Source organism: Modestobacter excelsi (assembly GCF_005930495.1).
In the GTDB taxonomy this organism is placed as follows: Bacteria; Actinomycetota; Actinomycetes; order Mycobacteriales; family Geodermatophilaceae; genus Modestobacter; species Modestobacter excelsi.
Genome location: NZ_SJEX01000013.1, coordinates 1 through 13,420 on the forward strand (window position 1 = coordinate 1; position 13,420 = coordinate 13,420).

Annotated in this window: 13 protein-coding genes and 2 pseudogenes; 9 read left to right on the plus strand and 6 right to left on the minus strand. The window is 70.8% G+C overall.

Annotated elements, in window-relative coordinates:
• Positions 1–232: 232 nt before the first annotated feature.
• The 6 genes from FHL80_RS06810 to FHL80_RS06835 all read left to right on the plus strand — a co-directional run bounded on the left by FHL80_RS06810 (position 233) and on the right by FHL80_RS06835 (position 6,510).
• Complete coding sequence (locus FHL80_RS06810) at positions 233–1,159, plus strand: LysR family transcriptional regulator (RefSeq protein WP_216870495.1); 927 nt, start codon at positions 233–235, stop codon at positions 1,157–1,159.
• A 227-nt stretch (positions 1,160–1,386) separates the two neighbouring features.
• The gene (locus FHL80_RS06815) at positions 1,387–2,958 is read left to right on the plus strand and encodes a bifunctional 3-(3-hydroxy-phenyl)propionate/3-hydroxycinnamic acid hydroxylase (RefSeq protein WP_138732702.1); all 1,572 of its coding nucleotides are present in this window, start codon (positions 1,387–1,389) and stop codon (positions 2,956–2,958) included.
• An 89-nt stretch (positions 2,959–3,047) separates the two neighbouring features.
• Entirely contained in the window at positions 3,048–3,509 is a 462-nt protein-coding gene (locus FHL80_RS06820) for a nuclear transport factor 2 family protein (RefSeq protein WP_138732703.1), read from the plus strand.
• Positions 3,510–3,552: 43 nt separating this feature from the next.
• Positions 3,553–4,398 carry an alpha/beta hydrolase gene (locus FHL80_RS06825; RefSeq protein WP_138732704.1) on the plus strand — a complete coding sequence of 282 codons (846 nt, stop codon included), beginning with the start codon at positions 3,553–3,555 and terminating at the stop codon, positions 4,396–4,398.
• Complete coding sequence (locus FHL80_RS06830; RefSeq protein WP_138732705.1) at positions 4,395–5,246, plus strand: fumarylacetoacetate hydrolase family protein; 852 nt, start codon at positions 4,395–4,397, stop codon at positions 5,244–5,246. The genes FHL80_RS06825 and FHL80_RS06830 overlap by 4 nt, the downstream gene beginning before the upstream one ends.
• Positions 5,224–6,510: a DUF3500 domain-containing protein gene (locus FHL80_RS06835; RefSeq protein ID WP_246078505.1), complete on the plus strand. Its 1,287-nt coding sequence runs from the start codon at positions 5,224–5,226 to the stop codon at positions 6,508–6,510. The genes FHL80_RS06830 and FHL80_RS06835 overlap by 23 nt, the downstream gene beginning before the upstream one ends.
• A 395-nt stretch (positions 6,511–6,905) precedes the next feature.
• On the opposite strand, the pseudogene FHL80_RS06840 reads toward FHL80_RS06835, so the two are convergent.
• The 6 genes and pseudogenes from FHL80_RS06840 to mftD all read right to left on the minus strand — a co-directional run.
• Positions 6,906–7,652, minus strand: a pseudogene (locus tag FHL80_RS06840) (IS256 family transposase); the annotation flags it as partial.
• A 200-nt stretch (positions 7,653–7,852) separates the two neighbouring features.
• On the minus strand, positions 7,853–8,089 hold the full coding sequence (locus FHL80_RS27270; protein WP_369333793.1) for an IclR family transcriptional regulator domain-containing protein: 237 nt from the start codon (positions 8,087–8,089) through the stop codon (positions 7,853–7,855).
• Between the two features lie 14 nt (positions 8,090–8,103).
• A pseudogene (locus FHL80_RS27275) lies at positions 8,104–8,316 on the minus strand (IclR family transcriptional regulator domain-containing protein); the annotation flags it as partial.
• Positions 8,317–8,653: 337 nt separating this feature from the next.
• On the minus strand, positions 8,654–9,184 hold the full coding sequence (locus tag FHL80_RS06850) for an acyl-CoA-like ligand-binding transcription factor (RefSeq protein ID WP_246078506.1): 531 nt from the start codon (positions 9,182–9,184) through the stop codon (positions 8,654–8,656).
• A gap of 187 nt (positions 9,185–9,371) precedes the next feature.
• The gene (locus tag FHL80_RS06855) at positions 9,372–10,184 is read right to left on the minus strand and encodes a mycofactocin-coupled SDR family oxidoreductase (protein WP_138732708.1); all 813 of its coding nucleotides are present in this window, start codon (positions 10,182–10,184) and stop codon (positions 9,372–9,374) included.
• A 40-nt stretch (positions 10,185–10,224) separates the two neighbouring features.
• Positions 10,225–11,469: a pre-mycofactocin synthase MftD gene (mftD, locus tag FHL80_RS06860; RefSeq protein WP_138732709.1), complete on the minus strand. Its 1,245-nt coding sequence runs from the start codon at positions 11,467–11,469 to the stop codon at positions 10,225–10,227.
• A 182-nt stretch (positions 11,470–11,651) separates the two neighbouring features.
• Between mftD and mftA the strand changes: the two genes are divergently transcribed.
• From mftA to mftC, 3 genes are all read left to right on the plus strand, one after another.
• Positions 11,652–11,771 (plus strand): mycofactocin precursor MftA, encoded by a 120-nt coding sequence (gene mftA, locus FHL80_RS06865; protein WP_138732423.1) that lies wholly within the window; start codon positions 11,652–11,654, stop codon positions 11,769–11,771.
• 68 nt (positions 11,772–11,839) lie between these two features.
• A complete protein-coding gene (gene mftB / locus FHL80_RS06870; protein WP_138732710.1) occupies positions 11,840–12,139 on the plus strand; it encodes a mycofactocin biosynthesis chaperone MftB in 300 nt (99 codons plus the stop codon).
• Positions 12,136–13,362 (plus strand): mycofactocin radical SAM maturase, encoded by a 1,227-nt coding sequence (gene mftC / locus FHL80_RS06875; protein ID WP_138732711.1) that lies wholly within the window; start codon positions 12,136–12,138, stop codon positions 13,360–13,362. Before mftB ends, mftC begins: the two co-directional genes overlap by 4 nt.
• Positions 13,363–13,420: the final 58 nt, after the last annotated feature.

Genomic DNA, 13,420 nt, shown 5'->3' on the forward strand with positions numbered 1-13,420 from the left:
CCCCTCGCCCCTCGCCCCTCGCCCCAAGCGAAGCAACAGCGCCCGCGGTGAGCCGGCGGACCGCTGGCCGGCGTTTCACCGTTCAGCCACAGCCCGCCGTGTGACAGGAGACGCCCCCCTCGGGCGCTGGGTGCCCAACGCGGGCGAAGAAGAGATGGTGACGAGCGACCCCAGCAATCGTTGTCGCGGCTGACGATTGACTGCGCCGATACAGCGTCGGCAGAGTACTGGCGTGGACCTGCGGGGGATCGACCTCAATCTGTTGCTCGCGCTGGACGCCCTGCTCAACGAGCGCAACGTGACCCGAGCGGCTCAGCGCCTCTCGATCGGACAGTCGGCAATGAGCGCCTCGCTGGCGCGCCTCCGCAGGCACTTCGACGACAGACTGCTCGTCCTCGAGGGCAAGGCCCTGCTGCCGACACCGATGGCCGAAGCGCTCCAGCCTCTCGTCCGGGAAGCAGTGCGGGCCGTGCACACCGTGTTCGACCGTCCCCGCGGGTTCGACGCCTCAGTTGACCGCCGGTCGTTCACGGTGCTCGCCAGCGATTATGCGACCTTGATCCTCCTGCGCCCGCTCATTGCACGGCTCGCACAGGAGGCGCCGCTACAGCGCATCAACGTCCGTCCGATCCAGATGGACTACGTCGGCCAGGTGCGCGATGGGGACGCCGACCTGTTCATCCTGCCCGCGGAGCTGGCCGACCCCCGGCTGCCCTACCCGCACCGTCACCTGTTCACCGATCGATACGTCCTCGTGGCGGACGCCGGCAACAAGGCGGTCGGCGCTGCGGTCACCCGCGAGCAGTTCTCCGACCTGCCCTACATCGCCTTCGACGCCGGCCCGCACCCGTCCTTCGCCGACTCGCAGCTGGAGGCGCTGGACGTGGCCAGGCGGGTGGAGATGACCACGCAGAGCCTGGTGATCATGCCGCTGCTCGTGGTGGGCACGCCGCTCGTCGCCCTGGCGCACGAGCGGCTGGTGCTCCATCTGACGGATCAGGTCGCCCTCAAGGTCGTCGAACCGCCGGTCCCACTGCGGCCCCTTCGGGAGACGCTGTTCTGGCACGCTCGACAGACGGAGGACCCGGGTCACCTCTGGCTCCGCGAGCAGATCACCGAGCAGGCGACGCAGCTGGACGTCGACGCCGTTCCTCACTAGCGGATCGGCCTGTCGCTGCCCGCCCTACACCCGCCTTCAGCCAGATGCGGTCATTCTGCGGACCACGGGCCCGACCGGATCCGAGTTCCTCGCCGATCCGATCGACGTGATCGATGCGGAGCATTGACACCAATCGCTGTTGTCACTGACTGGCTGTGGCTAGCGTCACGCTCGCGTCCTCGGGGCTCGTATCGGTCCCGCCTTCACTGAGTTCTTGGAGTTGCCCCATGCCTGTCGACATCGATGTCGCCATCGTCGGATTCGGTCCCGGAGGCGAGGTCCTCGCTTCGCTGCTGGGCCAGGCCGGGCACCGCGTCGTCGTATTCGACAAGTTCCCGGCGCCTTACGGCCTCCCGCGGATGAGCACGTTGGACGGGGAGATCGCCCGGGTCTTCCAGCACACCAGCGATCCTGTGAAGGCGATGGCGGGCACCATCCCGCAGCCGGCGTACTTCTTCTACGGCGCCGACGGCGACCTGGCCCTCGACGTCGACTGGCGGTTCGACATCGGCGGCCACCCGGCCCGTCTGAGCCTGCACCAGCCCAACATCGAGGCCGCCATGCAGGAGCGGATCGACACCTCCCCGTCCGTCGAGGTCCGCTGGGGTACCGAGGTGACCGCGTTGGAGGACCTCGGCGACGCGGTGCGCGTGACCACTCGCACCTCAGCGGGAGCGGGGGAAGCTCCCGTGGAGCGGGAGGTCGTCGCCTCGTACGTGGTGGGCATGGACGGCGCGTCGAGCTTCGTGCGAGAGGCCCTCGGCATCGAGCTCGAGGTGCTCCGCAAGCACGACGACGTCTGGTTCATGACCGACTTCGACATCATCGACCCCGATCTCGAGCCGCCGCTGACGACGCTGTACATGCTCCCGGAGGGTCCCTACTTCTGGGGTCCCAACGGGGAAAACCGGTGCCGGACCGACGTGCGCCACATGGGCGAGGTCGATCCCGGCGAGCTGATGGACCACGAGCACGGCTACCAGTGGCTGGAGGAGCACATCGGCGTCTCCCGGGACCGCGTGCAGATCACCAGGCGGGTGCTCTACCGGTTCCGCTCCCAATACGCCACGTCTTGGCGACGCGGCCGCATCTTCATCGGCGGCGACGCCGCCCACGCGATGACCCCCTTCATGGGCGAGGGGTCGTGCATGGCGATGCGCGACAGCGTCAACCTGGCCTGGAAGCTCGACCTGGTGCTGAGCGGCCGCGCCCGCCCCGAGCTGCTGGACACCTACCAGGCCGAGCGTCTCCCGCAGGCCATCGCGGTCGTGGAGGGGTCGCTGATGGCGTGGTCGCTGATGGTCGAGGAGGACCCCGAGAAGGCCGCCGGACGGGACGCCTTCCTCCGCTCGGGCCAGGCACCAGGCCCCGTGGTCCCACCGCTGGCGAGCGGGGTCCTGCACCGCGGCCCCGACGGTTCCATCGCCGTCCCAACCGGCACGGTGAGCCCCCAGGGCCGCGTCCGGCTCGGCGGTCAGGAGGACCTGCTGGACAGCATCGTGGGCTTCGGGTTCCAGCTGGTCAGCAGCCAGCCGCTGGACGACGCCCTCACCGAGCGGCAGCGGCAGCGGCTGGCCGAGCTCAGTGTCAAGGTCGTCGTCCTGGGCGAGGGCGACGGTCAGGCGCTGGACCTGGACGGCACCTACAGCCGGTTCTTCGCCGAGCACGGCGTGACCGCCTTCCTCGCCCGGCCGGACTTCGCCATCTACGGGCTGGCCGACGGGCCGCAGGCAACCGCCGCCCTGGTCGACGAGCTTTTCGAGCAGCTGTCCGGGGCCCCGGCCGCGGCTGCGGTCTGATCTCGCGGCCGTCCGCGTCGTCCGACCACCCCACCCTGAACTGAGCCGGCCGGTCGTCCCGACTGGCAGCACCGAGAGGAAGAGCCCACATGACGGAGCCCATCACCGACGCGGTGGCGCACGCAGTCGCCCGGGACCAGATCACCGCGATCCTGCACCGCTACGCCAACATGGCCGTGGAGCAGGCGGACTTCGCCGGCATGGCCGTCCTGTTCACCGCCGACGGGCAGTTCGTCCTGCCCAACGGCACGCCAGTGGCCGCGACCGAGATCGAGAAGGTCGTCGCCGGCGAGGAGCCCACCTTCATCCGCCACCACATCACCACAATCCAGATCGACTTCACCAGCGAGACCACGGCGACGACGGACAGCTTCTTCATCGCCTACACCGATGTGGCCCAGCCCGACCACTGGGGACGCTGGCGGGACGCCTTCCGTCGTGAGGACGACGGTCGCTGGCTGCTGACCAGCAAACACCCCGTCGTCGAGGGGTTCCACCCACAAGGCTGGTTGGCGAGGGTGCTCCTCCCCACGATGCAGACCGAGGAGTGACCGGACCCATCCCGCCCTCCGACGGCCGCCGGGAGGACGAACAGTGAACGACTACCAGGTCTCCGTGACGGCCGGCCTGGCCTACGCCGAGGTGGACGGCCGGGTCCTGCTCGCCGACCTGTACCGGCCGGCGACTCAGGAACCGCCGCCGGTCGTGGTGTTCGTCCACGGAGGCGGCTGGGCGGTCGGGTCACGGTCCGACTTCGCCGAGACCCGTCTCGCCCCGCTGGCCGCGCATGGTGTGGCGGTGCTGTCCATCGACTACCGCCTCGTCGACGTGGCGCACTTCCCGGCACAACTGCACGACGTCAAAGCGGCCGTGCGCTGGCTGCGGGCGTCGGCACGAGATCTCGACGTGGATGCCGAGCACATGGGCATCTGGGGCGCTTCCGCCGGCGCGGTCCTGGCCTCCCTGGTCGGGCTCACGGCCGGCCAGCCCGAGCTAGAAGGGTCCGTCGGCGACGAGCACGCGCACTCGAGCGCCGTGCAGGCCGTCGTGGCCTGGTTCGGCCTCAGTGACCTCAGCGCAACGACGACTCGCAGTCCGTTGGAGGCCCAGCTGCTGCCACCCGGACCGGAAGCTGGGTTCCTCGGCGTCGTCTCCCTCGCGGAGGTGCCCGACGTCCGGGACCTCGCCCGCCAGGCGAGCCCTGTGACCTGGGTGTCCGAGGCAGCTCCCCCGTTCCTGATCGCCCACGGGGACCGCGATCGGATGGTGGCCCCCTCGGAGAGCCGGGCTCTGCACGACGCCCTCGTCCGCGTAGGCGCTCACTCCTCCCTGCTGGTCGTCGGCGGCGCCGGGCACGAGGACCCGGCCTTCGACTCGTCGGCCAGCCTCGCCCTGACTGCCGGGTTCCTGCTCGGCACATTCCGGTCGGTCGCCCGATGAGGGTCGTCGGCATCCGGCGGGACGGCGGCGCGGTCGAGGTCGGTGCGCTGTCCGACGACGGCGCGCAGGTCGCCGTCCTGGCCTCGCTGGAGGACTTCTGGGCCGACGCCGCCGGGCACCTGGCGGCCGAGCCGGCCGGGGAGACCCTCGCCGCGGCCACGGTGGAGCTCGTGCCGCCGGTGCTGCCCGGTGCCCGGGTGGTCTGCATCGGGCTGAACTACCTCAAGCACGTCGCGGAGGGCTCCTTCGCCGAGTCCGGGGTCCCGCCCTACCCGACGCTGTTCGCCCGATGGGCACAGTCGCTGACCGTGGACGGCGCGCAGGTGCCGGTGCCCGCCGATGAGGACGGCCTGGACTGGGAGGGCGAGGTGGTGGCCTACGTCGGCTCGACGCTGGTGGACGCCACCCCGGACGAGGCGCTGGCCGCCGTCGTCGGCTACTCCACCTTCAACGACCTCACCGCGCGGCGGGCGCAGAAGCTCACGTCGCAGTGGATCCTCGGCAAGAACGGCGACCGGAGCGGCCCGCTCGGCCCGCTGGTGCCCGCCGCCGAGGTCGGCGACCTGCGCGACGGGCTGCGCGTGCAGACCCGGGTCAACGGCGAGACCGTGCAGGACGGGGACACCTCCGAGATGGTCTATACCGTCGGCGACACCCTCTCCCTCATCTCCCGCACGTTCACGCTGCGCACCGGCGACCTGCTGGCCACCGGCACCCCGTCCGGGGTCGGCTACGCCCGCACACCCCCGTGGCTGATGCAGCCCGGCGACGTCGTCGAGGTCGAGGTGGAGAAGCTGGGCGTGCTGACCAACACCGTCGTCGACAGTGGGGCCCGTCGTGTCCGGTGAGTTCCGGCAGTACCTGTTCCCGCACGACCACCAGCGGCTGGCCGACGTCCGCGGGCTCGACGCCTACGCCTACCGGGAGCACGCCCGCACGCCGGGCACGTTCACCGGCGGGCTGGTCGAGGGCTGGACACCGCTCTACCTGGCGCCGTTCCGCGGCGTCACCGAGGACGGCACCCTGCGCCAGGGCCTGTACCCGCTCACCCCCGCCGAGCCCGGCGAGGAGGCACCAGTGGCCGCCATGGTCACCGCGGCGCAGGACCTGCTCGCCGCCCTGTCCCCGGAGGACCGCGGCCGGATCAGCTTTCCCGTGGACGCCCCCGAGTGGCAGACCTGGGCCAACCCCGAGTTCATGCAGTTCGACACCGGGCTGCGGCTGGAGTTCCAGCCGGCCGTTGTCCAGCAGAAGGCGTTGGCCCTGATCCGGGCGTCGTTGTCGCCGGAGGGCTACGAGCTCACGCACGCGATGATGGCGATCAACGGCTTCCTCGGCGAGGCCGTCGGGCTGGAGACGGTGCTCAACGAGTTCAGCTACAACATCGCCCTCTACGGCGATCCCGACCTGCGGGCGCCGTGGGGCTGGCAGCTGTTCGGCCACCACGCCGCGGTCAACTGCCTCGTCGTCGAAGGCCGGATGCAGCTCTCCCCGGTCTTCCTCGGCGCCGAACCCGACGAGATCGACACCGGCCCACACGCCGGCCTCACCGCCCCGTTCACCGACCGCATCGACGTCGGCCTCGCCCTCATGGCCACCCTCCCAGCCGACCAGCGCCAAGCAGCCACCGTCTACGAGCAGATGGTCGACCCGGCCATGCCCCCGGGCCGGGTGCACCCCGGCGACGAGCGGCACCTGGCCGGCGCCTTCCAGGACAACCGCATCATCCCGGTCGAGGGCATCCCCGTCACCGCCATGCCGGCCCAGGCGCAACACCTGGCGCTGGCCATCGCCGAGACCTTCGTCCGGCTGCTGCCCGCCGGCCCGCGCGCCGCCCGGCTGCGGGAGATCCAGGCCCACCTGCCCGAGACCACGTTCAGCTGGATCGGCGGACACGCCCCCGGCGACGTCTTCTACTACCGCCTCCAATCACCGGTGCTCATCGCCGAACTCGACCACCACTGCGGCGTCTTCCTCGACTACCGCGCCCCCAAGCCCTTCCACATCCACACGGTCCTCCGGACACCGCACGGCAACGACTACGGCCGCGCCTGGGTCCAGCAGTCACAGGACGCGAACCGGCTTCAGGGGAACCGCTCCTCTACCGCCTGATCGGCCGACCGCGGGGCGCCGCGACATCACACCCGCAGGGCACTACCCACCCAGCCCGCCACAGGGGGCTGCGCCGCATGTCCTACGGTCGGCCGATTGCGTGCCGTACGGATCACCCGCTTCGGCGGCCCGAGGTCATGGACGTCGTCGACCGTGTCCCTGACGGGCTTTCCTTAATGTGCCGCCGTGCACGTCGAGCCGGGACCTGCGGGGAGGGGCTGAGGGTGGGCCGCCGGGCTCGACGAAGTCGACCGGGCAGCGACGCAGCAGGCGGCCTCGACCGCCTACACCTCGACCTTCGCAGACTGGGTCGACCCGCTGCGCCAGGCACCCGAGGGTGACGTCCCGCTGAGTGGTGGATGTAGTCCTCACCGTGTTGGTCAGCGGTGTGGTGACTATGACGCGACCAGGGCCGGCTGCGCCACCTCCTTGGTCGGGGTCTCGGTCCGCTGGAGCAGGATGGAGCCTTCGGAGAGGTAGCGGCGGTCGGAGACCTGCCATTCGTCGTGCGCTTCGACCAGCACCGCGCCGGCCAGCCGGAGCAGGGCGGCGGGGTTGGGGAAGACACCCACGACGTCGGTGCAGCGTTTGATCTCCTTGTTCAACCGCTCCAGCGGGTTGGTCGACCAGATCTTCTTCCAGTGCGCGACCGGGAAGCCGGTAAAGGCCAGCAGGTCCTCGGCTGCATCCCGAAGCATGGCCTCGACGGCTGGGAACTGGCGGCCGAGCATGCCGGCGATGACGTCGAGCTGGGAGCGCACGTGTTGGGCGTCGGGCTGGGCGAAGATCGTCCGGATCGCGGCGGCGACCATCTCGGCGTTGCCCTTCGGGACGCGGGCCAGCACGTTGCGCATGAAGTGCACCCGGCAGATGAGCGCTGCCAGGCCGCGCCCAGGAAGACGGCGGCGATGGCGGCCTTGAGCCCGGTGTGGGCGTCGGAGATGACCAGCTGGGTACCGGTGAGCCCGCGGGCCTTCAGCGAGCGCAGGAACGCGGTCCAGAAGGCGCCGTCCTCGGAGTCGCCGACGGGCGAAGCCGAGGACCTCCCGGTGCCCGTCGGCGGCCACGCCGGTGGCGATGACCACGGCCTGGGAGATCACTCGCCGGTCGACCCGGGCCTTGCAGTAGTTGGCGTCGAGGAAAAACGCCCGGCCCGGCAATATGGTTGCATAATACATCCGTTCCGGCCGGTCGGCTCGCCAAGTTGCAGTCCGGGCGCGGCGTACTCCGTCGTCACCGACAAGCCGGGCACCGGCGGGGTGGAAGGGTGCACAGCCGCTCCACGGCGCACCACGACGCGTCGGTGGCTTCCGCGGTGGCTCGCAGCCCGACCAAGGTGACCTCATGCCGATGCGGCCCCCATCCGCGTGGCGGGTATCGAGGCGTTCACGGCCAGCCGAGGCGCCCTTGCGCCGTGCAAAGCGACAACCATCGAGCTGACGCTCTCCTCGCTCTCCCCCGACCTGCTGGCCCAACCGCGCTCGCGGACCTGCCGCAATTGCGCCAGCAGGTTCGTGCGGCTGCCGACCGAGTGGGCGGTGAGCTGCACGAGTGGCTCTTCCGGGTAGAGCGCCACCACCCCCTCGTGAGCCCGGCGAGCAGCGCCTTGCCGGTGGACGTGCAGTGCGCCGGCATGATCTTGCCCAGCCGGCTCGCGACGCGGAGGGCATGACCGCTCTCGATCGAGTCGATGACGTGCACATCGGCCCCTCGATGCGGCCGATGTGCACCATCGCCATCAAGTCCCGATTCGGCTGCTCCAGCGCCGGGGCGCGCGAGACCGCGCACGTCCATGCCCCTGAGCATCCCGAACGCGACCCCGTGCAACGTCGGACCGGGCACGTAGGTCCGCGTGGACTCCTCCTGCCGCACATGGCCGCCCCTGACCGACCCGGTTCGTCCGCCAGAGGCGGCGCTGCCCCACAGCGCCTGCGTGGGCTGCAGTCGCGACCCGCCGCTGACCCGGTCGCGTGCTGCTGGTCAGGCCGTGCCGCAGCCGGACGCCGTCCGGGCGACGACCGGACGCGGGACAGGCGAGGTCCCTCGAGGGTGGTACGTCCCGGCTCAAGTCACGCGTTGACCTCAGTGCCTGGTACGGGTTCGTGGGTCCGGCTCCACTGACCAGGACTGCCGCCGGAGACGGTCAGCGCGACCGTGGTTCCGGCGGCAGCATGAGATCCGACACCTGTTCGAGGACAGCGAGCAGCTTCGTCTCCGGGTGGGCGAGCCAGTGGCCGTGCGCAGCGACGATGGCTGCGGGCACCGAGTGACCGATCACGCGGGCGAAGAGCTCCATGGTCGGGTGCCGCGCCAGGGCGAACTCGGTGGCGACCCGCTGCCACGGCGCGAGCGTCACCACGAACGAGTGGGCCTGCAACGCCGGTACCGAGCGGACGACCTGGGCCCGCTGCAGGGCCCATTCACGGTCCTCCGGCTCACGGCGGAACGCCTCGATCACCGCTCCGGCCATCGCCTCACGACACGGCTGCTCGGCCGGCGCGCGGTCGAGTGAGTCGCGGAACCGCCGCAGCTCGTCCGGCGCCTCGAGGAAGAGCACATCGGACTTGCTCGCGAAGTAGCGGAAGAACGTGCGCCGGCTGATACCGGCCGCCGTGGCGATGGCGTCGATGCTCGTCTGCTCGAACCCGACCTCGATGAACAACCGCTGGGCCACCGCAGCGAGCTCGTGCGCGCTCGTGGCTGCGGGCCGTCCCGAGCGGACTGCATCGGCTGATCGCACCCGCCCATCGTCCCGCACGGCGGTCCTCGCGTTCACCGAAGACCCGTCCCGAACACGGAGCGGCCGGTCCCGTCAGACGAGAGGACTCGTCCGACGGGGCCCGCCGTCGCCTCGTCGCCGGTCAGATCTTCGTGGCGCCGTGGTCGACGGTCAGCTGCGTGCCGGTGATGGTGCGCGCGTCGTCGGAGGCGAGGAACAGCACGGCGTTGGCGATGTCCTCCGGGCTGGAGATGGGCGGGTCGAACAGGTACTGCCCCATCGCCGCCGGGTAGGAAGGATTGTCCGCGAAGGTCTTCTGCCCGTCGGCTCCCATCTCGCCCATGGCGGTGCTGACGCCCCACGGGTGCACGGTGTTGACCCGGATCCGGTAGGGAGCCAGCTCGATGGCCGCACTGTTGGCCAGCCCGACGACCCCGTGCTTGGCGGCGCTGTAGTGAGACTGCCCGGGAAGTGACTTGATGCCGGCGACCGAGCTGGTGCAGATGATCGAGCCGCCGTTGCCCGCCTCGATCATCGCCGGAGCCGCCGCACGCAGGGTGTTGAAGACACCGGTGAGGTTTATGTCGATCATGTCCCGCCAGCGCTCGGCCGTCATCTCCCAGAACCGTCCCCACGAGACGATGCCGGCGTTGGCCACGACAACGTCCAGCCGGCCCAGCTCGGCGACGCCGCGGGCGACGAGCTGCTCCAGCGCCGGCAGGTCACGGACGTCGGCCTGCGCCCACACGGCGCGCCGGTCCAGCGCCTCGACCTGCCGCACCGTCTCGGCGAGCTCCTCCGCGGTGGCCGCCGCGTAGTCGGTCTCGGTGGGCTTGTCGCAGATGTCCACCAGGATCAGGTCCGCACCCTCCGCGGCCATGCGAACCGCATGCGCCCGCCCTTGCCCCCGGGCGGCTCCGGTGATGAAGGCGACCTTGCCTGTCAGTCGTGCCATGAGCGTCTCGTTGTTCTCGTCTCGGTGTGCACGTCGCCGGTCAGCGGCGGGCAGTTTGGGTGCTGCGCTCGACCGGCACGGCCTCGACGGGGGCCTGCGGCCCGTTGGTGCCCAGCCGGCGCTCGAACCCGGGTGGGACGACCAGGTCACCGCGGGTGAACTGGTCGATCGAGGTGTGACCCAGGCCGATCATCGCCGAGCCCAGGCCGTCACGGAGCAGGTCCAGCACGTTGCCCACACCTGCCTCACCGTTGGCGGCCAGACCCCACAGGTACGCCCGGCCGATCATGACGGCCTTGGCACCCAGCGCGAGGGCCTTGGCGACGTCCCCGCCACGGCGGATCCCGCCGTCCAGGAGCACCTCGACCTGGTCGCCGACCGCCTCGGCCACCGCCGGGAGTGCCCGAATCGCCGCCGGCGTGCCGTCGAGGTTGTTGCCACCGTGGTTGGACACCGAGATCGCGGTGACACCGGCGTCGACGGCGCGACGGGCGTCGTCGACCCGCATGACGCCCTTGAGCATGAACGGCTTGTCATCCCCCCACAGCTCGCGCAGCCAGGCGACGTCCTCCCAGGTCGGCATGGGTGACTGCATCCACTGCCCGTAGGCCTCGAAGAAGGTGGGGGCCTTGTCGCCGGGGGTCGCGACCATGTTGGGCACTGTCAGGTCGGGGATCTTCCCGGTCTTCGCGAAGTCCCACAGCCAGCGTGGCTTGAGCGCCACCTGCGGGGCGTAGCGGCGCACCGCCTCCAGGTTGATCCGCTCGGGGATGAACGGGCTGCCCCAGTCCCGGCCGTAGGAGAACGACCAGTCCAGCGTGGCGATCAGGCCCGCGGCGCCGGCCCGGCGGGCCCGCTCGACCTTGGCGGCCATCACGTCGCGGTCACCGACCCAGTAGAGCTGGAAGAACGTCTTGGGGTTGGCCGCGATGACCTCCTCCATCGGCTTGCTCGCCATCGACGACAGTCCGATCGCCGTGCCGCGGGACGCGGCGGCCCGGGCGACGGCGACCTCACCGTCGGGGTTGACAGCCTGGACGCCGGTCGGGCTGATCAGCACCGGCAGCGAGATGTCCTGCCCCATGACGGTGGTCGCCATCTGCTTGTCGTTGGCCAGACCGGCGGTGTGCGGGGCGAAGCCGAGCTCGGCGAAGGCGGCGATGTTGTCATCGACGGTGAGCCCCCGCTCGGACCCAGCCACCAGCGCGCCATAGACCCCCTTGGGCAATCGCTTCTGGGCCCTGCGCTGCGCCTCAGCCACCGACTCGAACCACGGGTTCGCCATCTGTCACGACCTTCTTCCTTTGTTGCAACGCGTCTGCCGCTCGAGTGCAGTCGCCGGTGACGCGGCCTCGAGCAGCGCCGGTCCCGTACGGGTGGGCGAGCGCCTCGATGGTTGGTAGTTGCATTGTGGCACTCAGTGTCAATATTGTTCCGGGTGACGCAGGCCGCGGATGAGGAGACAACGTGCCCGAGACGACGCAGGACGAGACCCGCACCGAGACCCCGGCCGCCGCCGAGGAGGTGCTGGTCGAGGAGTCCCTGGTCGAGGAGGTCTCGATCGACGGCATGTGCGGGGTGTACTGATCGACGGCTCCCCCGCTTCCGCGGTCGGGCAGCCGGTCGCGGGGGCGGTGACGGTCCCGCCCGGCCCCGTGTCTCCCGATGCGGCCGCGCCCTTCGACCCGTCCGTGCCGTGGCGGAAGTCGCCGTCGGCGGCGCTGCGGCCGGAGCCGTTCGGTGCGCTCGTCTACCACTTCGGGAACCGGAAGCTGTCGTTCCTGAAGTCGAAGCCGCTGGTCGCGGTGGTGACGGCCCTGGAGGCGCACCCCGACGTGCCGAGCACCCTGGCCGCCTGCGAGGTGCCGGAGGCACAGCACCGGGCCTACGTCACCGCGCTGGCCACGCTCGCCCGCTCGCAGATGATCCAACGCCGCACCGAGGAGTCCGCGTGACCGCCGTCCTGCCGTCCCGCCCTGCCGAGCGCCCCACGGGCGGGAAGCTGATCGACCAGTTCGAGTACGGCCTGGACGCACCGATCTGCTTGACCTGGGAGCTCACCTACGCCTGCAACCTGGCCTGCGTGCACTGCCTGTCCTCCTCCGGCCGGCGTGACCCGCGGGAGCTGTCCACCGCCGAGGCCGAGGCGGTGATCGACGAGCTGCAGCGGATGCAGGTCTTCTACGTCAACGTCGGGGGCGGCGAGCCGACCGTGCGGCCGGACTTCTGGCACCTGCTGGACTACGCCATCGGCCACGACGTCGGGGTCAAGTTCTCCACCAACGGCATCAAGCTGGACCGCGCCCGGGCCCAGCAGCTGGCCCGCACCGACTACGTCGACGTGCAGATCTCCCTGGACGGCGCGACCGCCGAGGTCAACGACGCCGTCCGCGGCACCGGCTCGTTCGCCACCGCCACCCGGGCGCTGGAGAACCTGGCCGAGGCCGGGATGAAGGACTTCAAGGTCTCCGTCGTGGTCACCCGGGAGAACGCCGGGCAACTCGATGAGTTCAAGGCGCTCACCGACCGCTACGGCGCGCAGCTGCGGATCACCCGGTTCCGCCCGTCGGGCCGCGGCGCCGACGTTTGGGACCGGCTGCACCCCACCCAGGCGCAGCAGCGCGAGCTGTACGCCTGGCTGCTGGCCAACGGCGACCAGGTGCTCACCGGCGACTCGTTCTTCCACCTGTCCGCCCTCGGCGAGGCCCTGCCCGGGCTGAACCTGTGCGGCGCCGGCCGGGTGGTCTGCCTGATCGACCCGGTCGGGGACGTCTACGCCTGCCCGTTCGCCATCCACGAGCAGTTCCTGGCCGGCAACGTGCGCTCCCCGGGCGGCTTCCAGCAGGTCTGGCAGCACAGCGAGCTGTTCGCCGACCTGCGCAACCCGCAGACCGGCGGCGCGTGCACGAAGTGCGCCCACTTCGACGCCTGCCGCGGTGGCTGCATGGCGGCCAAGTTCTTCACCGGCCTGCCGCTGGACGGCCCGGACCCGGAGTGCGTGCAGGGCTACGGCGAGACCGCGCTGGCCGCCCGCGACCTGGAGCTGGCCACCCCGAGGAGCCACCTGGACCACTCGCACAAGGGCCCGGTCCGCGGCCAGCCGACGATGCTCGGGCTGCCGAGCATCCCGGCCAAGCTCTGCGACGAGTCCCCGCTGGCGGGCGCCGGCCTCCGCTGACAGCGCAGCGAGCCGTCACCACCGCTTCATCACTGCCCCATCACCGCTCCTCAGGAGG